The organism is Erythrobacter sp. THAF29 (genome assembly GCF_009363635.1).
Classification (GTDB): Bacteria; Pseudomonadota; Alphaproteobacteria; order Sphingomonadales; family Sphingomonadaceae; genus Erythrobacter.
Map to the genome: position 1 here is coordinate 486981 of NZ_CP045392.1, position 26035 is coordinate 513015.

Annotated in this window: 30 protein-coding genes; 21 read left to right on the forward strand and 9 right to left on the reverse strand. The window is 62.2% G+C overall.

The window, feature by feature from the left end:
• Positions 1–76: 76 nt before the first annotated feature.
• Together cutA and FIU90_RS02465 are read right to left on the reverse strand one after the other, a co-directional pair.
• The gene (cutA, locus tag FIU90_RS02460; protein ID WP_152433335.1) at positions 77–412 is read right to left on the reverse strand and encodes a divalent-cation tolerance protein CutA; all 336 of its coding nucleotides are present in this window, start codon (positions 410–412) and stop codon (positions 77–79) included.
• A complete protein-coding gene (locus tag FIU90_RS02465; RefSeq protein WP_152433336.1) occupies positions 409–1503 on the reverse strand; it encodes a COX15/CtaA family protein in 1095 nt (364 codons plus the stop codon). Before FIU90_RS02465 ends, cutA begins: the two co-directional genes overlap by 4 nt.
• Before the next feature lie 132 nt (positions 1504–1635).
• On the opposite strand from FIU90_RS02465, the gene FIU90_RS02470 reads away from it, so the two are divergent.
• The 3 genes from FIU90_RS02470 (at position 1636) to FIU90_RS02480 (ending at position 3649) form a co-directional block, all read left to right on the forward strand.
• The gene (locus FIU90_RS02470) at positions 1636–2019 is read left to right on the forward strand and encodes a MerC domain-containing protein (protein WP_152433337.1); all 384 of its coding nucleotides are present in this window, start codon (positions 1636–1638) and stop codon (positions 2017–2019) included.
• Positions 2020–2062: 43 nt separating this feature from the next.
• Positions 2063–3043: a sulfur carrier protein ThiS gene (gene thiS / locus FIU90_RS02475; RefSeq protein ID WP_152433338.1), complete on the forward strand. Its 981-nt coding sequence runs from the start codon at positions 2063–2065 to the stop codon at positions 3041–3043.
• A gap of 114 nt (positions 3044–3157) precedes the next feature.
• A complete protein-coding gene (locus FIU90_RS02480) occupies positions 3158–3649 on the forward strand; it encodes a hypothetical protein (protein ID WP_152435659.1) in 492 nt (163 codons plus the stop codon).
• Here FIU90_RS02480 and FIU90_RS02485 read toward each other — a convergent pair.
• The 3 genes from FIU90_RS02485 to FIU90_RS02495 form a co-directional block, all read right to left on the reverse strand.
• Positions 3646–5469, reverse strand: a complete 1824-nt coding sequence (locus FIU90_RS02485) for a long-chain fatty acid--CoA ligase (protein ID WP_234029716.1) — start codon at positions 5467–5469, stop codon at positions 3646–3648. The genes FIU90_RS02480 and FIU90_RS02485 overlap by 4 nt on opposite strands.
• 158 nt (positions 5470–5627) lie before the next feature.
• Complete coding sequence (gene ggt, locus FIU90_RS02490) at positions 5628–7343, reverse strand: gamma-glutamyltransferase (protein ID WP_152433339.1); 1716 nt, start codon at positions 7341–7343, stop codon at positions 5628–5630.
• 10 nt (positions 7344–7353) lie between these two features.
• Positions 7354–8397, reverse strand: coding sequence for a quinone-dependent dihydroorotate dehydrogenase (locus FIU90_RS02495; protein WP_152433340.1), 1044 nt, complete (start codon positions 8395–8397; stop codon positions 7354–7356).
• A gap of 262 nt (positions 8398–8659) precedes the next feature.
• On the opposite strand from FIU90_RS02495, the gene FIU90_RS02500 reads away from it, so the two are divergent.
• The 17 genes from FIU90_RS02500 (at position 8660) to FIU90_RS02580 (ending at position 21668) form a co-directional block, all read left to right on the forward strand.
• Complete coding sequence (locus FIU90_RS02500) at positions 8660–9583, forward strand: helix-turn-helix domain-containing protein (protein ID WP_172970161.1); 924 nt, start codon at positions 8660–8662, stop codon at positions 9581–9583.
• 65 nt (positions 9584–9648) lie between these two features.
• Positions 9649–11490, forward strand: coding sequence for a DUF885 family protein (locus FIU90_RS02505; protein ID WP_152433342.1), 1842 nt, complete (start codon positions 9649–9651; stop codon positions 11488–11490).
• Between the two features lie 5 nt (positions 11491–11495).
• A complete protein-coding gene (locus FIU90_RS02510; protein ID WP_172970162.1) occupies positions 11496–12374 on the forward strand; it encodes a helix-turn-helix transcriptional regulator in 879 nt (292 codons plus the stop codon).
• Between the two features lie 204 nt (positions 12375–12578).
• Entirely contained in the window at positions 12579–13454 is an 876-nt protein-coding gene (locus FIU90_RS02515; protein ID WP_152433344.1) for a helix-turn-helix domain-containing protein, read from the forward strand.
• A gap of 136 nt (positions 13455–13590) precedes the next feature.
• The gene (locus tag FIU90_RS02520) at positions 13591–14025 is read left to right on the forward strand and encodes an SUF system Fe-S cluster assembly regulator (RefSeq protein ID WP_152433345.1); all 435 of its coding nucleotides are present in this window, start codon (positions 13591–13593) and stop codon (positions 14023–14025) included.
• Positions 14022–15515, forward strand: a complete 1494-nt coding sequence (gene sufB, locus FIU90_RS02525; RefSeq protein ID WP_152433346.1) for a Fe-S cluster assembly protein SufB — start codon at positions 14022–14024, stop codon at positions 15513–15515. Before FIU90_RS02520 ends, sufB begins: the two co-directional genes overlap by 4 nt.
• Positions 15512–16012 (forward strand): endonuclease domain-containing protein, encoded by a 501-nt coding sequence (locus FIU90_RS02530; protein ID WP_152433347.1) that lies wholly within the window; start codon positions 15512–15514, stop codon positions 16010–16012. The genes sufB and FIU90_RS02530 overlap by 4 nt, the downstream gene beginning before the upstream one ends.
• A 7-nt stretch (positions 16013–16019) precedes the next feature.
• Entirely contained in the window at positions 16020–16544 is a 525-nt protein-coding gene (locus FIU90_RS02535) for a hypothetical protein (protein ID WP_152433348.1), read from the forward strand.
• Complete coding sequence (sufC, locus tag FIU90_RS02540; RefSeq protein ID WP_152433349.1) at positions 16544–17299, forward strand: Fe-S cluster assembly ATPase SufC; 756 nt, start codon at positions 16544–16546, stop codon at positions 17297–17299. The genes FIU90_RS02535 and sufC overlap by 1 nt, the downstream gene beginning before the upstream one ends.
• On the forward strand, positions 17296–17592 hold the full coding sequence (locus tag FIU90_RS02545; RefSeq protein WP_152433350.1) for a hypothetical protein: 297 nt from the start codon (positions 17296–17298) through the stop codon (positions 17590–17592). The genes sufC and FIU90_RS02545 overlap by 4 nt, the downstream gene beginning before the upstream one ends.
• Positions 17593–17594: 2 nt before the next feature.
• Positions 17595–18350 (forward strand): SufD family Fe-S cluster assembly protein, encoded by a 756-nt coding sequence (locus FIU90_RS02550; protein ID WP_152433351.1) that lies wholly within the window; start codon positions 17595–17597, stop codon positions 18348–18350.
• 2 nt (positions 18351–18352) lie between these two features.
• Positions 18353–18772 (forward strand): hypothetical protein, encoded by a 420-nt coding sequence (locus FIU90_RS02555; RefSeq protein WP_152433352.1) that lies wholly within the window; start codon positions 18353–18355, stop codon positions 18770–18772.
• An 86-nt stretch (positions 18773–18858) separates the two neighbouring features.
• Positions 18859–19125 carry a hypothetical protein gene (locus tag FIU90_RS02560; RefSeq protein WP_152433353.1) on the forward strand — a complete coding sequence of 89 codons (267 nt, stop codon included), beginning with the start codon at positions 18859–18861 and terminating at the stop codon, positions 19123–19125.
• Positions 19122–20354, forward strand: coding sequence for an aminotransferase class V-fold PLP-dependent enzyme (locus tag FIU90_RS02565; protein ID WP_152433354.1), 1233 nt, complete (start codon positions 19122–19124; stop codon positions 20352–20354). Before FIU90_RS02560 ends, FIU90_RS02565 begins: the two co-directional genes overlap by 4 nt.
• An 8-nt stretch (positions 20355–20362) precedes the next feature.
• Positions 20363–20857, forward strand: a complete 495-nt coding sequence (locus tag FIU90_RS02570; RefSeq protein ID WP_370515219.1) for an SUF system Fe-S cluster assembly protein — start codon at positions 20363–20365, stop codon at positions 20855–20857.
• Complete coding sequence (locus FIU90_RS02575) at positions 20857–21213, forward strand: iron-sulfur cluster assembly accessory protein (RefSeq protein WP_152433355.1); 357 nt, start codon at positions 20857–20859, stop codon at positions 21211–21213. The genes FIU90_RS02570 and FIU90_RS02575 overlap by 1 nt, the downstream gene beginning before the upstream one ends.
• Before the next feature lie 35 nt (positions 21214–21248).
• Positions 21249–21668, forward strand: coding sequence for a hypothetical protein (locus FIU90_RS02580; RefSeq protein ID WP_152433356.1), 420 nt, complete (start codon positions 21249–21251; stop codon positions 21666–21668).
• Here the strand turns inward: FIU90_RS02580 and FIU90_RS02585 are convergent.
• From FIU90_RS02585 to FIU90_RS02595, 3 genes are all read right to left on the reverse strand, one after another.
• Positions 21665–22624, reverse strand: a complete 960-nt coding sequence (locus FIU90_RS02585; RefSeq protein WP_152433357.1) for a hypothetical protein — start codon at positions 22622–22624, stop codon at positions 21665–21667. The two genes, FIU90_RS02580 and FIU90_RS02585, sit on opposite strands and share 4 nt — an antisense overlap.
• Positions 22625–22686: 62 nt before the next feature.
• Positions 22687–23106, reverse strand: a complete 420-nt coding sequence (locus tag FIU90_RS15710) for a hypothetical protein (RefSeq protein WP_234029598.1) — start codon at positions 23104–23106, stop codon at positions 22687–22689.
• The gene (locus FIU90_RS02595) at positions 23099–23839 is read right to left on the reverse strand and encodes an EI24 domain-containing protein (protein WP_234029599.1); all 741 of its coding nucleotides are present in this window, start codon (positions 23837–23839) and stop codon (positions 23099–23101) included. Before FIU90_RS02595 ends, FIU90_RS15710 begins: the two co-directional genes overlap by 8 nt.
• A 92-nt stretch (positions 23840–23931) precedes the next feature.
• Here FIU90_RS02595 and FIU90_RS02600 point away from each other — a divergent pair, with 92 nt between their 5' ends.
• Complete coding sequence (locus FIU90_RS02600) at positions 23932–24930, forward strand: adenosine kinase (RefSeq protein ID WP_152433359.1); 999 nt, start codon at positions 23932–23934, stop codon at positions 24928–24930.
• 179 nt (positions 24931–25109) lie between these two features.
• Here the strand turns inward: FIU90_RS02600 and FIU90_RS02605 are convergent, their stop codons facing one another.
• Entirely contained in the window at positions 25110–25478 is a 369-nt protein-coding gene (locus FIU90_RS02605; RefSeq protein ID WP_152433360.1) for a hypothetical protein, read from the reverse strand.
• Positions 25479–26035: the final 557 nt, after the last annotated feature.

The following is a 26035-nucleotide window of genomic DNA, read 5'->3' on the forward strand; positions in this document are numbered from 1 at the left end:
CTGCAAGCATGCCTCGACGAGTTACGCCGACCATAATGACTGAAAGCTCCCCGTTCCTGCGCCGGCAGGCGCGACCCTATGATCCGTTATTGTCCAGCTGCCCCCGCAGCCAGGAAAGCGTTGCCGGATGCGCGTCATCGCAGGTCCAGCAGACAATCGCAGGTGTATCATAAGGGTGGAGTGCCCCCAAGCGTGTAATTAGGCGATCCGATTGATCGGAAAGGGTTTTGAAGAGGACGCCGATTTCATCGCCCGCCCCGCGTTCGCCATCCCATTCGAACAGCGATTCCATCCGACCGATGATGTTTGCACACGCGATCAGCTTCTCATCGAACAGGACGCTGGCGATTTCCCGTGCCGTCTCCCGGTCGGGAAAGGGGCACCATGCGAGCGCGGCCTTTGCTTTGCTCACCCTAGAGTTCCTTCGGTCAAGCGTTTCGATTGCTGCGCAGCGCCGTCGGAATGCATTGCCCACGCAGTCGAAGCAACCAGCAGCGCCCCCACGAGCTGGTGCGCGGCGGCGATCCACAGCTCCACTCCGCTCAGCACCGTGGCGATGCCCAGCAGGATCATCGTCCCGAACGCACTGTGCACGAGGATGGAGGCCAGCCTGTCGGTCTTGCGCACTCGCCTCGCCAGCCAGACAAGCGCGGCCACCGCGAGCCAGGCCCACCAGCGATGGAGAAAGTGGAGCAGGAAAGGATCGTGCGTCAACGTCCAGAAGAATCCGTACGACAAGTCCACCTCTGGCACGAACCGCCCGTTCATCAAGGGCCAGTCATAGGCAGTATGGCCCGCATTCAGCCCGGCGACCCATGCGCCGAGCAAGAGCTGGATGAATAGCACTACCGCAACGATCATCGACGCCCCCGTCATTGGCGCGGGAGGAACGCCTGGTTCGCGCCATATCCGCCGCATGTCGCGCGCGGTCCAGACCAGGCCGGCGAGCAGAAGCAGGGCTGTCAACAGGTGGAGCGAAAGGCGAAAATGGCTCACATCGGTCATGTCGCCGACGAGGCCGGACTGCACCATGAGCCAGCCGAACAGGCCCTGCAGCCCGCCCAGCGCAAGCAGCGCAACCAAGCGCGGCTTGTAGCCGGTCGGGATTGCGCCCTTCGCCCAGAACCACACAAGTGGCAGCGCGTAGACCAGCCCCACGAGGCGAGCGAGCAGTCGGTGGAACCATTCCCAGAAATAGATGAACTTGAAATCGGCAAGGCTCATCCCGCCAATGCTTGCCTCAAGCCGGTACTCGGGTGTCGCGCGGTACTTGGCGAACTCTTCCTGCCAGACCTCGTCGGTCAGCGGAGGGAGAATTCCGGTCGCGACATCCCATTCCGTGATCGACAGGCCGCTTTCGGTAAGACGGGTGATCCCACCGACGAGCACGATGAGGACGACGAAACACGCCGTGATCTCGAGCCAGCGCGCAATTGCGAGCGGGCGCGCGAAGGCGTTTACTTGCGGGTGTGAGGGATCGAGGCTTGGGGCAGCGCTTGCCATAATGCGTGCGTAAATGTGCGCGCGCGGGCCCGCACGCAAGCCTGTTTGGCGCAAATTGCGATGCGCGCGGCGCAATCTCGCCGCTTTCTCCTTGCGGAATGTGATATTGTTACATATGTGCAAGTGCGAGACATGTCCGACACCCACACTTCGATTCGCCGCCGGTTCGACCGGGCAGGCATTGCTCTTGCGGGACTTTGCGCGCTCCATTGCGTTGCAACGATCGTTATCGTGTCCGCACTGGGCCTGGGTGGTCACTTCCTTCTCGAGCCCGAAATTCATCGCATCGGATTGCTTCTCGCTTTGATCATTGCGGCGGTCGCCATCGGCTGGGGTGCGCTCAAGCACCGCAGGGCCGCGCCGTTCGTTACCGCAATGACGGGCCTTTCCTTCATGGGCGGTGCGCTCGCAATGCCTCATGGGACCGGTGAAGCGGTGCTGACGCTGATCGGGGTGGCGCTGGTGACCGCCGGGCACCTGCTCAACATGCGCCCCTTCGCGAAGCGCGCGCGGTAATCTCGCGGTTGCGCTTGGCGCAGCGGGGGCTATTTCACCTCGCATGAGCGACTTGAAGAACATTACCCTCAACGGCGAGTCCCGCCAGACTGCAGCAGCGACCATCGCTGAGCTCGTTCGCGGGCTTGAACTCGTACCCGAAAAGGTCGCGGTCGAACGCAATGGCGAGATCGTCCCGCGCTCGACGCTGGAAGAAGCCGCCCTCAGCGACGGCGATACGCTGGAGATCGTCCACTTCGTGGGCGGGGGAGCTCACAATGATACGTGGACCCTTGCAGGGCGCACGTTCACGTCGCGCCTCATCGTGGGCACCGGCAAGTACAAGGATTTCGAACAGAACGCCGCGGCGGTTGAGGCGAGCGGTGCCGAGATCGTTACGGTCGCCGTACGCCGGGTGAATGTCAGCGACCCCAAGGCGCCGATGCTCACCGACTATATCGACCCCAAGAAAATCACCTACCTCCCCAACACGGCCGGGTGCTTTACCGGCGAGGACGCGGTGCGCACCCTGAGGTTGGCGCGCGAGGCGGGGGGCTGGGATCTGGTGAAGCTCGAAGTCCTGGGTGAGGCACGTACGCTCTATCCTGACATGCGCGAAACTCTCAAAGCAACCGAAACGCTCGCCAAGGAAGGTTTCCTCCCGATGGTTTATTGCGTCGACGATCCCATCGCGGCGAAGCAGCTGGAGGATGCCGGTGCCGTCGCCATCATGCCGCTGGGTGCGCCGATCGGATCGGGTCTTGGCATCCAGAACCAGGTGACGATCCGCCTGATCGTCGAAGGTGCCAACGTGCCGGTGCTGGTGGATGCAGGCGTCGGCACGGCGTCCGACGCAGCTGTCGGCATGGAACTGGGCTGCGATGGGATCCTGATGAACACAGCCATCGCGGAGGCAAAGGATCCGATCCGCATGGCGCGCGCGATGAAGCTCGCGGTAGAGGCCGGACGCGAGGCATATCTCGCCGGGCGCATGGGGCGGCGGAAGTATGCCGATCCTTCCAGTCCGCTAGCAGGCTTGATCTGACCAAACTCCCGACATGGTTACCGTTAATTAACCAGCCTGCGCGACACTCCTCCTTGCAACAGGGGAGTTAAGCCAGTGACCATCGCCAGCACCGCCAATCTGGCCATCGGGGAAATGCGTGAATTTGCGAGCTTTGCACCGTGCGAGCAGCGCTACATCAAACGCAGCCTCGATATCGGGCTTGCCCGCTGCGACGCTTTCAAGCTGTGGGGACGCAGCGAGGGTGAGAACACCGCTATCCGTCGCCAGTATGTCGCTTATCAGGATTTGAAGGCGCTGCGCGATCTCGTCCCGCAGGACGGTACGATCGGCGAAGTCGAACGCTTTATCGGAAAGGCGGTTCGCATGGCGGTGTTCGACCTTGAACAGGAACGCATCGCGAGCTTTTCCGCCTTCCGTTTCCTTTACGAACGGCTGCTCGGCCCGGAGGCGCGCCCCTACCTTCCCGGAATCTTCTGCGCCGCAGCCGCGCTGCCGCTCGTCCGCCCGCTGCACCGCAAGGCCCTGCTCCAAAGCCTGAGCGAAGCAGCAGCGACAGCACCGGCCTGGTCCGATGCAAAGCCGAATTTCTACCCTGAATTCATCGAGGATGTCGAAGCGGCCTAGCCTTTGTACATTCCGTCGATGCGGTCCTTGTAGCGCTCGCGGATCTTGTGGCGGCGGATCTTCATCGAGGGGGTCATCTCCTCGTTCTCGATCGTGAAGCCTTCATCGGCAAACTCGAACTTGCGCACCTTTTCGATCACGGAGAGATCGGCGTTTGTGCGGTCGACCGCCTTCCTTACAGCTTGCTTGAATGCCGGCAGGTCCTGAAGCGCCTTCATGTCGAACTTCTCGTCATTGGCGCGCGCCCACTCCAGCGCCCATTCGGCATCGGGCACGATCAGGCCGACCACGTATGGCCGCTTGTCGCCGCTCACCATCGCCTGCGCAATCTCGGGTTGCAGCGTCAGCATGCCCTCGATCTTCTGCGGCGCGACATTGTCGCCCTTGTCGTTGACGATCATGTCCTTTTTGCGGTCTGTGATGACGATCCTTCCGGCATCGTCGAGGTGGCCGATATCGCCGGTATGAAGCCAGCCATCGACTATCGTGCGCGCGGTTTCGGCATCGTTGTGCCAGTAGCCGTGCATCACGAGCTCGCCGCGCACCAGGATTTCACCGTCATCGGCGATCCTGACTTCGACCCCGCGCATTGGCGGCCCGACCGTATCCATCTTGAGTCCCACCTTCGGTCGGTTGCAGCTGATCACCGGACCGGCCTCGGTCTGGCCATAACCCTGCAGCATGGTGAGGCCCATTGCTTCGAAGAAATTGCCGACTTCCGGGTTAAGCGGCGCGCCGCCTGAAACCATTGCCTTGATCCTTCCGCCGAATTTCTGGCGGATCTTGGGGCGCAATGTCTTTTCGACCAGCATGTCGAGCGGGCGGTCGCGCAGGCGCTTCTTCCCGTCTCTCGAATTTTCGCTGATGCGCAGCGCGCTATCCATCATGAAGTTGGCGACTTTGCCCTGCTTTTCGACCTGCTTCATGATGCGCGTGCGCAACACTTCGAACAGACGCGGGACAACGACCATGATCGTCGGGCGCGTTTCCTCGATGTTCGAGGCGAGCTTTTCGAGCCCTTCCGAATAGAAAATCTCCGCGCCAACCGAGATTGGCAGATACTGCCCGCCGGTGTGTTCGTAGGCGTGGGAGAGCGGCAGAAAAGATAGAAACCGCTCGTCGGTGATGCCGAAATCGTTGATGAGGATCTCCGCTGCGCCCGCAACATTGCACAGGATCGATCCGTGGTGCTGCATCACCCCGCGCGGCGCGCCCCCGGTGCCCGAGGTGTAGATGAGGCAGGCGGTGTCCTCGCGTTTGATGTTCGCGATCCGCGCCTCGACCGCTTCGCGCGCGGCCTTGGCATCGCCTTTGATGAGGTCGTCCCAATTGTCGTAATCGAAGCTGCCCGATTGCTGGCGATGCAGGTCCTCGATACCGATCACATGCTCGATGATCCCGGTGCGTCCGATCGCGCCGACGACGGGGTGCAGAAGCTTTTCGGTTGAGACGATGACCGCGCGTGCGCCCGAATTGTCGAGGATATGTGCGTGATCCCGCTCGGTGTTCGTGATGTAGGTCGGCACCGAGATGCAGCCTGCGGCCATGATCGCGATATCCGCAACCAGCCATTCGGGACGGTTTTCGGAGACGAGACACACCCGGTCGCCATCCGACAGGCCGAGATTGCGCAGGCTCTCGGCGAGCAGGCAAATCTGGTCGGCGGTTTCGCGCCAGCTTTGCGTAACCCACTGGCCATCGAGCTTGCGGCCGAGAAAGGGCGCGTCGCCCTTCTGGTCTGCGCGCTTGAGGAACAGCTCGACGAGGTTGTTGGCGCTGTCGATGTCCTGCAGCGCCTGATGGTCGGTAGGGTCGATCACCGGGCGAGCGCCGGCGGAAGTTTCGGGGGCGTGCACTGAATTCTCTCCTGCGCCCGTTGCGGGCTCCCTTGGCCGCTCATGCGTGTTCCCCGAGCGACCTTTGGTGTGTTTTCTGGAGATCAAATTAGGCGCAGATTTCCAGTGCGGCAAGCGGTTGCCTATTCATAGACGAGGAGGTCCGCAACGCGGGGGTCTCCCGCAGCTTCCCACCCATCATCGGTCCGCCGCAGCGCGTTCGCTTTCCCGCGCGGAGGAAAGGTGCGGACGGTGTGGTGGCCGAGCGCTTCGAGCTGGTCTTTCATGCGATCAACCACGCCGCCCTCTTCGGTAACGACCGTCGATCCGAAGGCCATCAGGAGCGGCAGGCCGAGAGCTTCTTCCGCCGTCATCCCGAAATCGAGCACCCCGATAATCGAGCGCGCAACCTGCACCGGAATCGTCGGCCCGCCTGCGGCACCGATCACCAGGACGATCTCTCCGTCCGCGTCGAACACGATGGTCGGAGCCATGGAGGAGCGAGGACGCTTCCCGCCCTCGACCCGGTTTGCGACGGGCTTGCCGTCGATCACGGGGGTCGCGCTGAAATCGGTGAGTTCGTTGTTGAGGTAGTAGCCACCGAAATGGAGGCCCGATCCGAACGCGCCCTCGACCGTCGAGGTGTAGCTCACCGCATTGCCTTCTGCATCGACAACGGAAAAATGGGTCGTGCCGTTTTCGGGGGGCTCATCGCCATCGGCGCGCGCCATCGGCGCGCCGGGCGGCGTGCCCGCTTCCACTGTCTCAAGCGCCTTCGCCGGATCGATCAGCGCGCTGCGCTTTGCGAGGTAGGCGGGATCCACGAGGCCTGCGACCGGCACTTCGACAAAATCTGAGTCGCCGATGTAGAGCTCGCGGTCGGCGTAGGCGAGGCGCTGCGATTCGAGGAACAGGTGCCAGAAGGTGAGGCTTTCGGGTCCGAGTTCGGCGAGGTCGAAGCGCTCCAGCTGGCCGAGCATCTGCGCGACCGCGACGCCGCCCGACGATGGCGGTCCCATGCCGCAAACCTTGTAGACGCGGTAGCGCGCGCAGACCGGATCGCGCAGCTTCGCGCGGTATCCGACGACATCGCTCGCGGCCATCTTGCCGTCCTGCGGAGTCTCGCCCGCGACATAGGCAGCGAGGTCTGCCGCGCTGTCCTCGTACATTGCCTGCGGTCCTTTGAGCGCGATGGCTTCGAGAGTGTCGGCAAGTGCGGGGACGCGCACGGTACTTCCGACCGGGAGTGGCTCCCCATCGGCTCCGAAGAATATGGCGCTCGCGGCCTCGGTCTTGTCAGCCCGGCCCCGGTTGTCCGCGAGCGAGGCATGGAGGCGGCGGTTCATCAGGAACCCGTCGCGGGCCAGCGCGATCGCGGGTTCGAACAGCTCTGCCCATTCGAGCTTGCCGTATTTTGCATGCGCTTTCGCCGCGAGGGCGATGTTTCCCGGCACGCCGACGCTGAGGCCGGAAAGCACACGCATCTCACGCGGCAACCGCTCACCATTCTCGTCGAGGAAGCGTTGGGGCGTAGCAGCGGCTGGTGCGGTTTCGCGTCCGTCGAATGTAGTGACGCCGTCTTCGCCCGCGTGGACGAGGAAACCGCCGCCGCCGATGCCGGAGCTTTGGGGTTCGACCACGGTTAGTGCGAGCATGACTGCGATTGCCGCATCCGTCGCGGAGCCGCCTTTGGCGAGGATCGCTTCGCCCGCCGCCGTCGCGCGCGGATCGGCGGCGCTCACCGCTCCTGCCTGTGTCGTTTCGGTGGTATCGGGAGCCGAGGCGAGCGGAGCCTCGTATGGCGCGCACCCGGCTAGCGTTGCAGTGAGGGCGAGGCCGATGAGTGTCTGTCTGTGCATGGGCGGCTTGCTATTCGGTTCCCACCGCCTCTGCAATGCTCGCAAAGCCATCGCGCTTCATCAGCCGCCTCAGCCCGCTCGCGATCCGTGCGCCGAGGCCCGGCCCTTCATAGACCATCGCGGAATAGAGCTGCACCAGGCTGGCGCCCGCTCGTAGCCGCGCCCATGCGTCCTCGGCTGTCGCGATTCCGCCGACGCCGAGAAGCGGAATTGCGCCGCCCGTGGCGGAGCGGAAATCACGCACCCGCTGGAGCGCAAGATCGCGCAGCGGCGCACCCGAAAGGCCGCCCGCCTCGTCCGCATGGCGCGATTTGAGCGGCGGTCGCGAGATCGTGGTGTTTGACACGATCAGTGCACCGAGCTTCTTATCGAGCGCGATTCGGGCGATGGCGTCGATATCGGCGGGCTCCAGATCGGGAGCGACCTTGAGGAACACTGGCGGCGCGCCTTCGGACATCACGGCATCGCGCGCTTCGAGCACGCCGTCGATCAGCGCGGTGAGCGCGCCCTCGTCCTGCAATGCGCGCAGGCCTGGCGTGTTGGGACTGGAAACATTGACCGCGAGATAGCTCGCATAGGGAGCCATCATCCGCGCCATGGTTGCATAGTCGGCGATGCGGTCGTCCGAATCCTTGTTCGCGCCGATATTGATCCCGACAATGCCCGGTCGACCTGCCCTTGCCTTGAGCCGTTCGAGCGCCGCCTCGCCCCCGGAATTGTTGAACCCCATGCGATTTATCACGGCGCGGTCCTCGACCAGCCGGAACAGGCGCGGGCGCGGATTGCCCGCCTGCGGACGCGGGGTGATCGATCCGACTTCGGTGAAGCCGAAACCGAGGCCAAGCAGCGCGTCTGGCACTTCGGCGTCCTTGTCGAAACCCGCCGCCACGCCGACCGGATTGGGGAAGCGCAGGCCCGCGACTTCGATGGCCAGCGGTCCTGATGCGCTCGCCGACTGGCGAAGCGGCAGGCGTTTGAGCGCGGCAATCGCGAGCCGATGACCGGTCTCCGATTCGAGTGCGAAGACGGCGGGCTTGATCAGGCGAAACAGCATGAGAGGCGCCTATCGCAGGTTTTCTCCGCGTGTCGAGAGGCGGCGAAAACGAAGTGAACGGTCCCAAAGCGCAAGCTTGTCGTTTGCATACAATTATTGGCTGAGGGTTTGTCCTAATACACCTGTGCGACCCGAAGGGCTCGGAGCAGCAATGCGAAGAGTTCCTCAACTCAAATGGGCGGTTCCCTCAAACGGAACCGCCCTTTTTTTGTGTCAAATTCAGACGAGAATCGCTAGACGCCCTCGGTATCGGGGCGTTCATATGGATTCATTCCCAAAATCGGAGCTGCAAACTGGCGACGCCGAATCGGCGCTCTCCGATTTCGAGCTCACGTCCGAATCGCTGATATCTGTCGACTACATCGCGCCGCCTGCCGCGATCAGCGACTATGTCACAACGCTTTATCACTTCCGGTGCGACGAACCTCTCATCCGTGACATCCAGCCGGCATCGGTTGGGCATCTCGCGATCTTCCCGCGCGGCAGGGGGCACATGCATTTCCGCGGCGGCTACAGCGATCCCAATCCCGGGACCGCAATCATGACGCCGCTTTCGACCGCAGTGCCGATCGTGGTCGAAGGGCCGTTTCACGTGATCGGTGCGGCGCTATCTCCCCTCGGCTGGGCGGCGCTCACGGGCCTTCATGCCGGGAAGGCTCGCGACCGGTTGCGTCCCGCTCGCGAAGTGCTGGGCGCCGACGCCGATACTTTGGGCGAGCGGCTCAACACCGCCTATCGCGATGGCTCGATGAGCGGGAAAGAGTGCGCGCTGGCGATCGGCGAGTTTATCTCCAGCCATGCAAGGCCGATCAACCCGCGCCACCGCGACCTGATCCGGATAGTCAATATGTGGCTTGGCGCATCGCTCAATCCAGTTCTGGATGACCTGATGGATGCGGCTGCCTATTCGCCGCGTCAGGTTCAGCGCCTGACCGAGCGTTACTTCGGTCTTCCGCCTCGGGCGCTCGCGCGGAAGTACCGCGCTTTGAGAGCCGCGGCGCTGCTTTCTTTCCCGCAGCTGACCCCAGAATTCGAATACGAACTGGGTGAAGCATTTTTCGATCAATCGCACATGATCCGCGAGATTACCCGTTTCGTCGGCCGCACACCCGCGCGCCTGACCGATGAAAGGGCACCGTACCTCGCGGAGTTGATCGATCCCAAGAACCTGCGCGAGCTCGGATAGGCGTTCAGGCACAAATGCCGCATTGGCCCGTTGAAGGCACGAGAACTGAAGTTGGGGGTATTTCGATGAGTCGCATTTCGTTCGCACTGGCGTCCACGGCAGCCCTTGCGCTTGCCGGATGCTCGGCCGCTTTCCAGCAGCCTGTTGCGAACGTGTCGCGGCCAGTCGCAGAGGATGTTGCGCAGACCCCGGCCAGCCTCGATGCGTTCTTCACGGCCTACGATCTCGCGCGGCTCGAAATTTCGCCGGAAAGCAAGGCCTATCGAGGGATCCGGGACGAGGATTACGGTAAGTGGGATGATGCTTCGGACGAAGCGGCAAAAGCGGAATACAACCTCGTTCAGGAGAGCGTGGCGACCATGCGTGCTGACTTCGACCTTGCCGAACTCAATGAAGAAGACGCGCTTTCCTACCGCCTGTTCGAAATGATGGCGGCACGCAGCAAGATGCTGTGGCCCTACCGCGAATACGGCTTCCTGTTCGATCATCGCCGCGGTGCGCATACGAGCATCCCGGCCTTTCTCATCAACATCCACCGGGTCGACACCGCCGATGATCTCGGCGCATACATTTCGCGGATCGCTGGCATAGGGCCAAAGCTCGATACTTTGATCGCCGAGAGCCGTGAGCGCGCCAATGCCGGCATCATGCCGCCCGATTGGGTCTACCCCTATGTCATCGCCGATCTCGAAGCGTTGATCGCGGCTGGCGACGACAACGCAGTGCTTCAGGACTTCAACGAGAAGCTCGCGCCGTTCATCCCCGACTTGCCGGAGGGGACACAGGCTGAAGCCAGCATGGCCATCGCGATGATGGAAATGGCGCAAGAAGCCTGGAACACCTCGGCGCTCCCCGCCTACAAACGCCTGCTCGCCGAGATGAAGCGCCAGCAGGCGATTGCGCCGACCGATGACGGCGTATGGCGCTTGCCCGATGGCGACAAGTATTACGCCGCACGTCTCAAGAGCTACACCACCACAGATCTCACCGCCGAAGAGATCCATGATATCGGTCTGCGCGAGGTCGAGCGTATCCATGGCGAGATGCGCAAGATAATGAAAGACGTCGGTTTTGAAGGGAGCCTGCAGGACTTCTTCGAATTCACCCGGACCGACGACCGCTTTTTCTACACCACGCGCGAGGCCTATCTCGCCGATGCGCAGGCAAAGCTTGACGCGATGGAGGCGAAACTGCCCGAGTATTTCGGCACGCTTCCCGAGGCGCCGGTGATGATCAAGCCGGTCGAGGCCTTTCGCGAGAAGAGTGCGGGGAAGGCCTTCTACCAGAGCCCCGCACCCGATGGATCGCGCCCGGGCACCTATTATGTGAACCTCTACAACCTGCGCGACATGTCGAAGAATGAGCTTGAAGCGCTCGCCTATCACGAAGGCTTTCCCGGCCATCACCTGCAGCGGGCGCTACAGACCGAGCTCGGCGACCTGCCGCCCTTCCGCCGCTTCGGCGGGTTCACCGCCTACACGGAGGGTTGGGGCCTCTATTCCGAGGAGCTTGGCAAGGACATGGGTTTCTACACGGATCCCTATTCCGACTTTGGCAGGTTGGGCATGGAGCTTTGGCGCGCGTGCCGCCTCGTGGTCGACACCGGCATCCATTCCAAGCGCTGGAGTCGCGAACGCGCGATCCGGTATCTGAAAGACAACACGCCAAATCCCGAAGGCGACATCGTCAAGGCGATTGAGCGCTACATCACCACTCCCGGCCAGGCGACCGCCTACATGATTGGCAAGCTGAAGATAATGGAGCTGCGTGCAATGGCCAAGAAAGAGCTCGGAGACGATTTCGACTATCGCGGTTTCCACGATGCAGTTTTGCTGAGTGGGCCCGTGCCGCTAGACGTGCTCGAAGAGAATGTCGCAAAATGGGTCGAAAGCGAAAAGGGAGGCTGACGGGTTTGGCGAGCAACCCCCTTCATATATCTACCTCGATACCGTTCGAGTTCGAGCTGATCGCGGTGCCCGGCGATCTGACCGATCTCGTCAACACCTTCTTTTCGATCCGGACCGAGCCGGGGACGATCGAGGAGACTATGCCTGCCTATTCCGCGCAGGTGATCGTTTATTCCGAAGGTAGCGGAAAACTCATAACAGAGGATGGCACAACCTACCTCTCCGAGACCGTCTCATGCATGGCGCCGCTGATGCAGGCTGTGCCCTTCACCATCGAAGGGCCTGCACGGCTCGTCGGTGCGTCGCTCACGCCGATCGGGTGGCAGTGCCTTTCCGGAATGCCGGCAGACGAGGTCAACAATTGCACCGTCCCGGCATCGAAAGTCTTTGGCGAAAAGACAATTGCCGAACTCGAGGAGCTTGCCAGCAACATTGGCGACAACGACGCCCAAAGAATCGCAGCTGCGATTGGCAATGCGCTTCACGATTGTCGGCCCAACCTCAAAAAACGGCATGCCGGGTTCGTAAGCGCGGTGACGGGTTGGTTGTCGAGCGAGCTTAATCCCGATCTGGAAGAATTGTACCGGCGGGTCGCAGTTTCCGAACGCACCGCCCAGCGCCTTTGCCGCCGTTATTTCGGCGTATCGCCTTCGCGTCTTGTCAAGCGCTACCGCGCCATTCGCGCCGCCATGCTGCTCGCCAATCCCGAACTGCCGCAGGCGATGCGCGACGAAATCCTCAGCGCCTATTTCGATCAGGCACACCTGATCCGGGACATCCGCCGCTACACCGGGCGCACCCCTCGTGCGCTGAAAGACGAGTCTTTCGTCCAGGATACGCTCGACCCCGACGCGCATGGAACGGCGGCAAGAATTCTTCGTTGAACGCCGGGCGACCGGCCGTGGAGAATTGCAAATTTTGCTATTTATTTGCGTGGCTTGTCAGTTAAGAAGCGGCGATGTCGCTGGAATACAATGATGCCTGACCCTGCTACCATACTGTCCTTTGCAGGCCGATTGCGGTGGGCGCTCCAGTTCCCGCCAATCCGGCACAGGGGGCGGTGCGCTGGCGGGTCGCATTAAGTCTGCATGCCGTCCCTTTTTCACCTCGAATATTACGATCCGCCTCCCGAACTTGCGCAGCACGTGCTCGCGCTCTTTCATTTCGCGTGGGACGAAACCGAGATTTCGGACAGGCATCCAGGCGCGCTCGGGCAGCTCGTGCTGTTTCCCCATGGAAATGGCGAACTCTACATCAAGAATCGCACTGATATCATCAAGGGAGAGGCGCACCTTCTTGCAGGCTTCGAAACTGCCGCTCCATTTGCCATGAACGGCCCCTGGCACGCGATCGGGGCTTCGCTTTCTCCGCTCGGCTGGGCGGCGCTCACCGGTGCACCGGCGAACGAGAACTTCAACCGCTTTATCCCGGCCGCAACCCACCTGGGGGCGGACGTCGACGATTTCGCCAAAGTCACCAACGATCTTTACCGCGCGGGTACAATTACGGGCCGCGAGGGGTGCGAATTGCTGGCCGATTGGATTGCGCCGCGTCTCGAACAGCTCCCTGCCGCGCACGAAGGGCTTATCGCACGGACGTTCCAGTGGCTTGGCTCCTCGCTGAACCCCGATGTGGAAGAGCTTTACGAAGGCCTCGCCTATTCTCGGAGGCAGGCCGAGCGGCTCGTCACGCGCTACTTCGGTCTTTCGCCAAAGGCATTGTCGCGCAAGTATCGCGCGGTCCGGGCCGCAAGCCTGCTTGCCCAGCCCGAACTCACCGATGAAGGCGAATCCGAGATCGCTGCCGCTTTCTACGACCAGCCCCACATGATCCGCGAAATCCGCCGCTTTTGCGGCTACACGCCCACGCGCCTTGGCGGGCCGAAGGAGCCGCTGTTTCAGACGATGTTGCGAATGAAAAACCTCGATCGGCTCAAGGGTTTCAGGACGATCGGGCGCGACTGAACTTTTCGAACGCCGCGCCGACTCCCGTCTACGCGGGAGGTCGGACGCATCGCAGAAGACGCGGACTTAAACGCTAACGACTCGCAACAAGGCGATTCCGCTTGAAATCGGAGCGAAATGGTCCGATTTGCCGGGCATGCGCCTTTCCAATCTCGCCGACTATGCCGTCATCACGATGGCGGCTGCCGCAAATCATTGCGGCGGCGAGCGTACAAGCGCGGCCGAACTCGCCGAGGAAGCGGGCCTCCCCAAGCCCACGGTGCAGAAGCTAGTGAGCAAGCTCACCGCCGCCGGATTGCTGCGCTCGGTGCGCGGCGCGCATGGCGGACTCCAGCTCGCCCGCCCTGCTGCCGCGATAACCGTGGCGGACATTGTGGAGGCGGTCGAGGGGCCGATTGCGCTCACCCAATGCATCGACGCGCATGGCGAGTGCGAGCACGAGGCGAACTGCACGATGAAGCCGCACTGGCCCGTCATCAATTCGGCACTGCGCGATGCGCTCGCCGAAATCACCCTTACCCAGCTGCGCGCGAATGCCGCGCCGGCGGAAGCGAACAAAGAACTGGCATGAGCGAAAATCTCGATCTCGACACTCAGGAGATGGATCAGGAAGCCAAGGACGCGGCGGCGAAGGCTGCCGAGTACGAGCATGGCTGGTCGGCGGATATCGAAACCGAATTTGCCGAAAAGGGCCTGACCGAAGACACTGTCCGCTTCATCTCGGCGAAGAAGGGCGAGCCCGAATGGATGCTCGATTGGCGCCTCAAGGCTTTTCGCCTGTGGCAGGACATGGAAGAGCCCGACTGGGCGAAGGTCGGCTATCCCAAGATCGATTACCAGGACGCCTACTATTACGCCGCGCCGAAGAAGAAGCCCAAGCTCAAATCGCTTGACGAGCTCGATCCGGAGATCAAGGCGGTTTATGACAAGCTCGGTATTCCGGTGGCGGAGCAGGAGGTGCTTGCCGGTGTCGAGGGCGCGCGCAAGGTCGCGGTCGATGCCGTGTTCGACAGCGTCTCGGTCGCGACGACATTCCGCGAGGAGCTGAAGAAAGCGGGCGTGATCTTCCTCTCGATTTCCGAGGCGATCAAGGAATATCCCGAGCTGGTGAAGAAGTGGCTCGGCAAGGTCGTGCCGCAGCGCGACAATTTCTTCGCGACGCTCAATTCGGCGGTCTTTTCCGACGGCACCTTTGTCTACGTGCCCGAAGGCGTGCGCTGCCCGATGGAGCTCTCCACCTATTTCCGCATCAATGCCGAGAATACCGGCCAGTTCGAACGCACGCTGATCGTTGCCGAAAAGGGTAGCTATGTCAGCTATCTCGAAGGGTGCACCGCGCCGATGCGCGACGAAAACCAGCTCCACGCGGCCGTGGTCGAGCTGGTCGCGATGGAAGACGCCGAGATCAAGTATTCGACCGTCCAGAACTGGTATCCGGGCAATGCCGATGGTGTGGGCGGGATCTACAATTTCGTCACCAAGCGCGGGCTGTGCCAGGGCGACCGCTCGAAGATCAGCTGGACGCAGGTCGAAACCGGCTCCGCGGTGACGTGGAAGTATCCCTCTTGCGTTCTCAACGGCGAGAACAGCGTGGGCGAATTCTACTCGGTTGCGGTTACAAATAACCACCAGCAGGCCGACACCGGCACCAAGATGATCCACAACGGCAAGGGCTCGCGCTCGACGATCATCTCCAAGGGGATCAGCGCGGGCAAGTCGAACAACACCTATCGCGGCCTCGTCCGTGTCGGCCCGAAAGCCGAGGGCGTGCGCAACTTCACGCAGTGCGACAGCCTGCTCTTGAGCGACGAATGCGGTGCGCACACCGTGCCTTATATCGAAGTGAAAAACCCCGGCGCGCAGATCGAGCACGAGGCGACGACCAGCAAGATCAGCGACGAGCAGCTGTTCTATGCGATGCAGCGCGGGCTGGACGAGGAAGAGGCGGTGGCCCTGATCGTCAACGGCTTCGCCAAGGACGTGCTCAAGGAACTGCCGATGGAATTCGCCGTCGAGGCGCAGAAGCTGCTGGCGATCTCGCTCGAGGGGAGCGTGGGATGACTGACCGCAAGACCCTCGGCCTCAAGGACACTTCCGATACCGCGCCCGCAATCGAAAAGAAGGGCCGCGGCTGGAAAATCTCGGAAAAGCGCCTCGACGAACTTCATGCGCAGGCGCGCGAGATGCGGCGGCACTCGTCCGAGGCGCACAAGGCGCTCGCCAAGCGTTTCGCCACGGCAAATCTCGGCCGGCACAAATTCACCCGCCACGCCGTCGTCGGCAGCGCGATCGTCGATTTCAACTGCCACTCGCTTGGCATGGCGATCGACATTTTCGAAGAGGGCGAGAACGAACAGCTCGCCGCGCGCCGCGACAAAAGCCTCGAGGCGGTCGGCATCAAGGTGATGCGGATCAAGGCCTCCGAAGTGCTCGACAACATGGACGGCGTCCTCGCCCGCATCACCGCCGGAATGCGCCAGCGCATCGCGGACAAACAGCAACGACGAGCGGAACACCGCCGCAATTCCACTCCAACCAGGCATCAATCACGGGACTGATATTACGATGACCACGCTTTCTCTTGCCCTTGCACCGCTGCTCTCGCTCCAGGCGGTCGGCGAAACTCCGGTCGCGATCAAGAACGACACGCCCGAGACGTGGACAATTGAGTATCCGCGCATCATCACGCCGTTTATCGACGATTACCGTCGCTGCCTGAACGTTGTCGATCGCCGCGTGACGGGCGAGCCGAACTTCGAGAACCAGCACCGCGCCGACGTGACGCGCTGCGAGCCGAAGTCGCGCGAAGCGCAGGACGGCGCCAACACGGTTCTCGGCAAGCGCGGCAATTACGAAGAGTACACACCATCCGATGTCGCCGAAGTGTTCGCGCATATCGGACGCATTCATGTCGCGCGCGGCGCCGATCTCGACAAGCAGTTCGTGATGCGGATGCAGGGCGCCGAACGCGCGCAGGACAAGTACGAACGCGAACGACCCAAAGGCCTCGTGATCGAACTGCACGACGCTTCGGTCGTGAAGGCGCGCATCGATGAAACCAACCAAGAGAACAACACCGGCACCAGATAATGCTGAAAATCGAAAACCTTCACGCCGAAGTAGACGGCAAGCCGATCCTCAAAGGCCTAAGCCTAGAAGTGCCCGCCGGAGAGGTCCATGCAATCATGGGCCCCAACGGTGCGGGCAAATCCACCCTCGCGCATGTGCTCGGCGGCAAGCCCGGCTACGAAGTCACGCAAGGCTCGGTTGAGTTTCGCGGGCAAAATCTGTTCGAGCTCGAGCCGCATGAACGCGCCGCCGCTGGGCTGTTTCTCGGCTTCCAGTATCCGGTCGAGATCCCCGGCGTCTCCAACGTCCAGTTCCTGCGCGAAGCGCTGAATTCACAGCGCAAGTATCGCGGCGAAGAGCCGCTGTCGGGCGGCGATTTCCTGAAGCTCGCCAAGGACAAGGCAAGACTCCTGAAAATGGATATGGAGATGCTCAAGCGGCAGGTGAATGTCGGCTTCTCCGGCGGCGAGAAGAAGCGCGCGGAAATGGTGCAGATGGGCATTCTCGATCCTGCCTTCGCGGTGCTCGATGAGACCGATAGCGGCCTCGATATTGATGCCCTGCGCGTCGTGGGCGAAGGCATCAATGCGATCATGCGCGCTCCCGATAAGGGCGTGCTGCTCATTACCCACTATCAGCGCCTGCTCGACGTGGTGAAGCCCGACAAGGTGAGCGTGCTCGCCGCCGGGCGGATTGTCCGTACGGGAGGCCCTGAATTAGCACAACAGCTCGAGGAAGAGGGCTATGACGCGGTGATGGCGGAGACTGCCGCGTGATCCTTTCAGCGCTCCTTCTATCCCTCCAGGCCGCGCCGGAGCCGGTGCCCGAGATCGTGGTGCTCGGAAACCTGCGCAGCGTGCAGGTCGTAGTCGGGCAGGATCCCGAGGGACGCTGGCACTGTTCGATGAACAAGTCGACCGGCAGGCCGAAGCTTGACGACAGGTTCTGCCGCGCTGTGACGAAGTGCGTGCGCAAGGGTGCGAGCGATCGCGAGGCGGTCGAGAGCTGCATCCGCAAAACCCGCTCGGGGCTCGTGCGCAAGTTCGAACGCGAGATGAAGAAGAATTGACGATGACCGATACCGCCACCCTTCCCACCCGCCGCGACGAGGCATGGCGCTATGCCGATATCGACGCGCTGAAGCGCCTGGGCGCAGATGCGCTCGATGTTTGGAAGGAAATCACGCTAGCAGATGGCGAAACGCGGCGGCACTCGATGGTGGTCGGCCGTGATGCGCCGGAACTGCACCGGATCCGCCTGACGCTGGGCGAAGGCGCGCGGGCGGAACTGTTCGTGACCAATGCAGGCGACGATTACACCCGCGTCGAAGTCGAAGTCACGCTTGGTCGCGGCGCGCATTTCGAATTCGGCGGCGTCACGATCGGCGGCGGGGACGCGGTGCGCGAGTTCGTAACCACCACCGTCCATGCGGAGCCTGGGGCCACGAGCAACCAGACCGTGCGCAGCGTTCATTGGGGCACTGGCACTGGCAATTTCCTCGGTGAAATCAAGGTGCTACGCGATGCGCAGAAGGCCGATGCCGCGCAGGACTTCAAGGGGCTGCTGTTGGAAGCGGGTGCGAGCGCCAATGCCGTCCCGCAGCTCGAAATCTTCGCCGACGATGTGAAATGCGCGCACGGCGCGACTGTGGGCCAGCTCGACGAGAACGCGCGCTATTACATGGCCGCGCGTGGGCTTTCGCCCGAAGAGGCGCAGCGTCTTCTGGTGCAGGCATTCATCGGCGATGCCTTCGTTGCGCTCGAAGACGAGAAAGAGCGCGAACATCTGATCGCGGTCGCATTGAAGAAACTGGAAGGGAGAATTTGATCATGAAGAATGCCCTTTTTGCATCGCTACCGGCAGCCATGCTTCTTGCCGGAGGGTCGGCGACACTGTCGGCCGACGATAGCGACGCGGCAAACATCCCTCCGGCAGTCGAATTTGCCCCAGTGCAGCGCTACAACATCACGTATGACGCGCCGCGCGACGTCGCCGAATTCTATCTGAGGGATTTCGGCTTCCGGACCCGCGATGCTGAATTCCAGCAGGCCGACCACCCGACCGATCCGACGATGCTGGTCATGCTGGTGACCGTCGATGGCATCCGCGACGATTCGGTGCGTGGCGTTCAGCTCCGCCTCGGCATGCGCGCGAGTGCGGGATTCTGGGAAATGGTCGAAGCCGGAATAAGACGCAAGTGCCATCGCGGCGAGAATGCAGGCAAGTGGACGAGGGAAGTGTGCCCCTGACCGCCGCCCTCCTTCTTATTGCGTCCGGCTCCATCGCGACCGAACCGGTGCGGAGCGCTGAGCTTGACGCTGCGAACGATTGTCTCGTGGCGGAAACTCGCGATTGGCTGCACAACAAGAGCCACGCACCCGAGGCTGCGGAACGCTGGCGTTGGGCGCGGGTCATCGTGGCGCGCTGCGATGACGAGATCGCCGCAAGCACAGGCGGCAAACCGGCACCCGGCGAAACCTACTCCAGGCTTGTCGATCAAGGCGCGATCGTAGGTGTTTCACGCCGCCATATCAGAAATTCGGAAGCGCTCTATTATGTCGACCGGATGATCAGCGAGCATTTCGAGGACAAAACCTCATGAACGCGCCCGCCTCCATATCTTCCCTGTCCGATCTGCGCGGCGATTTTCCCGGCCTCGCAACGCCGGAGGGTGCGCCGTGGCACTATCTCGATACGGCGGCGACGGCGCAAAAACCGCGCGCCGTAATCGACGCGATGGCGCGTGCGCTTGGCGAGGACTATGCGACGGTCCATCGTGGTGTGTATTCGCGCTCGGCCGATATGACCCGCTTATATGAGGCCGCGAGGCGGCGAATCGCGACGTTTATCGGCAGCACGGAAGAAGAGCTCGTCTTCACCCGCGGCGCGACCGAGGCGATCAACCTCGTGGCGAACAGCTGGGGCCGGGCAAACCTCGAGCCCGGCGATCGCATCCTCCTCTCGCAGCTCGAGCACCATTCGAATATCGTGCCGTGGCAGATGGTGGCCGAGGCGACCGGCGCTCAAATCGATGTCTGCCCGCTGACGGACGACCACCAGATCGATCTCGATGCAGCAGAAGCCATGTTGACCGAGCGACACAAGCTGGTTGCGCTGTGCCACGTCTCGAACGTTCTGGGCAGTGTGCTCGATGCGCCGCGCGCAGCGGAACTCGCGCACGGTGTCGGTGCGAGACTGCTGCTCGATGGCTGCCAGTCGGCCCCGCACATGGCGGTCGACGTGGTCTCGTTAGGCTGCGATTTCTACGTGTTCTCAGCGCACAAGCTCTATGGGCCGACCGGAATCGGCGCCTTATGGGCGAGGGCCGACATCCTCGACGCTATGCCCCCTTGGGAGGGCGGCGGTTCGATGATCGATCGCGTGACTTTCGAGAAGACGACCTACGCCCCGCCGCCGCAGCGTTTCGAGGCGGGTACGCCCGCGATCACCGAGGCCATCGCCTTTGCCGCCGCCGCCGATTACGTCGATGAGATCGGGGTGGAGCGCATCCACGCGCACGAGGCCGAGCTGGTCGGGCGGTTGCGCCGCGAACTGTCGGCAATGAACGATGTGACCGTTTTCGGGCCGGCAGACGGCGCGGGTATCGTGAGCTTCGCCATCGACGATATCCACCCGCACGATCTCGGCACGATCCTCGATGAAGCCAGTGTCGCGATCCGCGCGGGTCACCATTGCGCGCAGCCCTTGATGGACTATCTCGAAGTCCCGGCAACCGCACGCGCGAGCTTCGGCCTTTACTCGACGCATGACGATATCGACGCGCTGCTCGAAGGGATCGCCCGCACGCGCCGGATTTTTGGGAAAGCATGATGAACAAGATGTCCAACAATCTCGGGGACGAAAAGGAATACGTGGCGGCACCCGCGCCCAATGACGAGGTGGTGAAGCCGCCCCGTGCGCGCGTATCAGATGCTATCGATGAAGACGAACCGGCCCCCAAAAGAGAGCGCGATTACCTTGAAGGCTTCCTGCACAAGCAGCCGGAAACCGGCCCTGTCGGTGGCCCGGGCAGCGAATTGCAGCAGGCGGTTATCGATGCGCTGAAGGAGATTTACGATCCCGAAATCCCGGTCAATATCTACGACCTTGGCCTGATCTACGGCGTCGAGGTCGATGACGAGGCCGATGCGACTATCACCATGACCCTCACCACGCCGCACTGCCCCGTCGCCGAAACCATGCCAGGAGAGGTCGAACTGCGCGCTGCGTCCGTGCCCGGCATCCGCGATGCCGAGGTCAATCTCGTCTGGGATCCGCCGTGGTCTCCGGAAAAAATGAGCGACGAAGCACGGCTCGAGCTGGGGATGTTGTGATGGCCGACCAGAAGATTCGTGAACGCCCCGCCGCGGTGATCCTGACCAAGGCCGCCGAGGACCGGATTGCCGAGCTGATGAGCAAGGCGCCTGAAGGCGCGATCGGCGTGAAGCTTTCAACCCCGCGGCGTGGTTGCTCGGGCCTTGCTTACTCTGTCGACTTCGTGACTGAGGAGCAGAAGTTCGACGAGAAGATCGAAACGCCCGGCGGCACCTTCTATATCGACGGGGCGAGCGTGCTCTACCTCGTCGGCTCGACGATGGACTGGGTGGAGGACGATTTCACCGCCGGCTTCGTGTTCGACAACCCCAACGCCAAGGGCGCGTGCGGCTGCGGCGAGAGCTTCATGGTATAGTGGTACCGGGTGTATTATTGTGATAATGCACCAAGATGGCCGAACGCGACTATCGCAAACGCTACAAAGAGATCATGCGCAACGCTGGCGAGCGCAAGCGCATCCTGACGCAGCGCGCGCTCGAACGTGAGCGGCTCTATCGCAAAAGAGGCGAGGCGCGCATATCTGAGCTTGAGCGGGACAAGGCTGACGCGGCAATAAGAGTGATCGAGCGGATCGAACTGGAGCTGGCAAAGCTGGCTGGCGGAAACGAAAGCGTCGCCGGACAAGTGGAGCGTATCCACCTAAAGGCCGAGATCGCTCATCTGCGCAAACTTAGGGACCAACTGCTAGGTCACCGTCGCCGCAAGCCGCCTGAATCCGGGATTTCAGTGCCCGCCGTACCACCAAGGGGACCGCTTCCCAAACAAGGCGGAGCCGAGGCACCGCTCGATTTCAGTGCGCCTAAGCGTTAGGCGTCGTCGAGTTCGGCAAGCCGCCGGATCACGCGTTTTTCGAGCTCGTCGATCTGGCCGTCCTGCGCGAGCTGGCCGTCGAGCCAGTCCTGCTCGAAGTCGGTGACTTCGTGTCCGGCGGCGGCGTCCGCGAAATAGTCGTTTTGCGGGCCGTCGGTGCCGTTCATGTGCTCGATCGCCCACTGCACGCGCTCACCGATCTTGGCCTTGCTCTGAAGCATCGCTGCAAGGAATGCGGTGTGCCCCTTGCTTTCGGTTTCGACGAACTTGACCAGTTCAGCCTTGCGCTCGTGGCTCAATTGCGCGTTGTCGAGGACGAAGCCGCGCAGGAAGTTCGAAACACCGTCGACGAACAAGTCGCCCCATTCCCCGGCATTCTCGTCTTCGAGCGTTGCGTCCTTGATGCGGAACAGGAGCTCGGCATCGAAACGGGTGACCGCGGCCGGACCATAGCCGCCGCTCGCGAAAATCACGCGGCGCAGGATGCGGCATTCGGCAGAGGTGATGTGGGTTGCGGCCAGCTCACCTCCGCAGCGGGTCGGGCCGGTCCCGGTCATCACCTCGCGTTCGACCTGCTCGAGAACATAGTTCTTGAGAACCTCGGGCACGTTTTCGGCGCGCTCGACGATGCGCACGAGGCATTCGAGCTCGGCAAAGCTTTCGACCACGCCGTCGTGATCGACCTGTGCGATCAGCCATTCGGCTTCGTCGCGCGAGCATTGCAGGCGCGGCTTGGTGCCGTTGAGCACATATTCGCCGATCGCCTCGACCATGAAGTTGCACCACTCGTCACCCCGCTCGGTCAGGACGTTGTTGATCGCAAAAATCGCCTCCGCCTCTTCACGCGTGATGATACCATCGCCCCAGCCCTGGCGCCGCAGCGAAAGCAGTTCTTCCGGCGTTACGACGCCATCAACGGCCGCGCGCTGTGCGAGTTCGGTGAAATGTGTGGTCATGGCCCGTACAAACCCCTCTGATTCCTTGGCTTGGGCTATGCCAGAATGTGCTTAAGACCCCGTTACCGGCGCGCGATCTCGGCGAGGCAGCGGGTCTTGCTGGTGGCTCCTCCGCCCTGTCGCTCGCGCGCTTCGACATGGGTCGCGACCGGCTCCGCGCCCGCCTCGAGTGGATAGAGGAACACATCGAGCACGCATTTCTCGCCGGCGAACTGAAGTTTGCGCGCATCGCCTTCCTTCAGGTCTATCCGCGCTGCGCCGAAGCGCGACAAGAGGGCAGTCGCACGCTGGCCGAGCACACCGTCCAGACCCGCCTCACGGTCCATTTGCGGTCTTCGGAACGTCGCATCGGGTTGTTGTGAAGGTGCAGGCGCGGGTCGTGCTGCCGCACTTGTTCCGCCCGACAGGATCGGCGTCGTCCCCGCTCCGGGCGCGCAGGCCCCGAGCAGAAGCGCCGCAAACGCAGGCGCAACCCTACGCATCGCCGCCTTCCCGGCGCTGCATGGCGTCGTGCGTGAGGTGCGTGCCCGCCGCCGCGCCGACGATGGGCGCGATGAAATTGAGAAAAGGGACCAGCATCATCGCCGCAATTGCACTGCCAAGCATCAAGCGCTCGCTGCGCTGGACCGGACTGGGCAAGGGTGGTTCGCCAGAATGCCTCAGCCACGCCATATCGGTTAATTCGCGCCCCAGCAGGACCGCGTTGACGAGCAGGAAAACGATTGCGGGACCAAACGCCGTAAAGAACAGGACTGCCGCGACCGGAAGTGCGAGCAGATTGAATGTGAGCGCCCGCCCCAGCCCCTTTAGCGAATTGGCAAGATCGCGCCGAAAGGGCAGTGGCACCGCTCGCTCGGCAAGATCGGGATAATGCGCCTTTTCGACCGCGATCACCACCTCGTCGGCGAAGAACTGGAGAACGGCGAGCGCCACCACGCGGAACAGGAACCAGAACGCGAGCGCCGCGATGATCACCGCCGCCGCCGCGCGCGCAAATCCGCCCGCCTCCCATTCGAGCCAGGCGAACAGCCATTCGAGCCCGAAAAACACGCCCACCCCCGCGATCACGAAGATCAGCATGGTGATCGCGATGCTCTTTGCCGCGACACGCAGGATTGCAGGATCGCGCAATTGCTCGAAGGCTTTGCTGATGGATGCGAGGACGGGACCCATTCTCGAAACGTTGCGGCGCTTGCGGTGCGAAGTCAAATGCATGGGCTCGACCATCCACCCCTTGGCCTCGCGCGCTCTTCCCGCTAGGCGCTTCCACCAATTCTCGAGATTCTCTCCCAGCAGGATGACTTCCCTTGACCGAACCCCGTTATGACGTGATCGCCATCGGCAATGCCGTGGTCGACGTAATCGCCTCGTGCGAAGAAGAGTTGATCGAAGAGTTGCAGCTCAATCGCGGCGGAATGACCCTGATCGACGAGGCGCGCGCAGACGAGCTTTACGCCGCCATGCCCCCTGCACGGGAAGTCTCCGGCGGCTCGGCGGCGAACACGCTCGCGGGCCTTTCGACGCTCGGACTGCAATGTGCCTTTATCGGTCAGGTTGCTGATGACCAGCTCGGCAAGGTCTTCCGCCACGACATGCAGGCAACCGGCATTGATTTCGATACGCCCGCTCGCGACGGCGAACCGGCGACCGGCCGGGTCCTCATCTTCGTCACTCCCGATGGCGAGCGGACGATGAACACCTTCCTTGGCGCCGGCCAGTACCTGCCCGCATCGGCGCTCGACGAGGAGCTGATCGCAAGCGGCGCGATCCTCTATCTCGAAGGGTACCTCTGGGATCCCGAAGAGCCCCGCCGCGCCATGCGCCGCGCGATCGAGGTGGCCCGCAATGCCGGGCGCAAGATCGCCTTCACCGCGAGCGAGAGCTTCGTCATCGAGCGCCATGGAGACGATTTCCGCCGCATGATCGAGGATGGCGTGATCGATATCCTGTTCGTCAACGAGCACGAGCTGGCAACGCTTACCGGCGAGGACGATTTCGAGGCCGGTGTCGCGCAGGTGAAGGACAAGGTTCCCGTGCTCGTCGCGACCCGGAGCGAGAAAGGCGCCATCGCCATTGCCCACGGCGAGCGTGCCGAAGTCGCGGCCGAGCCGATCGAGAAGGTCGTCGATACGACCGGGGCGGGCGACCAGTTCGCCGCGGGCTTCCTATCAGGCTACGTCAAGGGCGAGCCGCTGCAATCCTGCCTGAGGCGCGGCGCGATCGCGGCTGCGGAAGTGATCTCGCATTACGGCCCCCGCCCTGAAACCGACCTCAAGGCATTGGTGGGCGAGAAGCTCGGAACTTGACAAAGTTGACAGGGTGTCAAGCGGGCTTCAGCGCAAAAAATACCAGTATATCAACGCGATAAGCCCGATCTGCGAAGTTGACACTTCTCCAACTTTAGCCCGTTTCCCTGGGCGTCTCGACAATGTGAAAGAACCGCTCGCACCCTATCGAGCCGCGTCCCTGTAGGAAAATGCGCGTCCTATTCGGCGGGCACGTAATCCTCGCGGCGCAGGGTCACCATATAGGCGGCGATCTGTTCGACATGTTCGGGCTCGAGATCGAAATCCATGTCCTCGGGATAGTTGTGCGCATCGGCGAGCCACGCGCCGAGGGTATCACGGGTCAGCCCTTCGCGATTGGCGATCGCCTCGAAACTGGGCGCATGCGGATTGGGCGAAAGAAACGGCGGCTCGACCGCATGGCACCCGCCGCACGCGGCCTCGACGAAAGCGGGCGGATCGGGATCGGCGAGTGCGCTGCCGGACCGCTCAGATCCATACGTCTGGCAGGCGCCGAGCATAGCATTAAGAGCGAGCGCCGCGAGGGCGGCAAGAGGAGCTTTCGCCATGCTCGCAGAATTACGCGCGGGCTACGAATCTGCATTGATCGGAATCAATAGGAGGCATTGATTCGACCAAAAAAGCAACAAGTGGCTAGGGCAAGGCTTGCGACTCGTTGCCTTCTCGCAATCGAAATTGCGAGAGAGTAGTCAACGTTGACAGAAAAACCGGGGCTTGATTTGAGGCAACGACGAATCAGGTGCTGTGGACAAAGCAGTTTTCCACGACACAAATTTTACACTTGCGCTTCAGGAAAGCCGAGCTTTCCCCACGAGTCCCGCATAGCGAGTTTTGACTATCAACGACAATTACCCTCAAAAACTTTGTCCACAGCGTTATGCGCCTTGACCAAGACTCTCACGTGATTCACCATGCTCTTGGTCAACGAAAAGGCCGAACCCCAACATGTTGAGGCTCGGCCCGATCGTTCGCTGGAACAACCTGAGGCCGCCCAGTGCGAAACGGCTCCGCTAAGAGCGTCATCAAATTGCTGACGTTTGCCGGATCGGTCAAGGCCTCTTCACTAGAAGGAGCCATATTATGGCTAAGAAGAGCCCGTGGCATT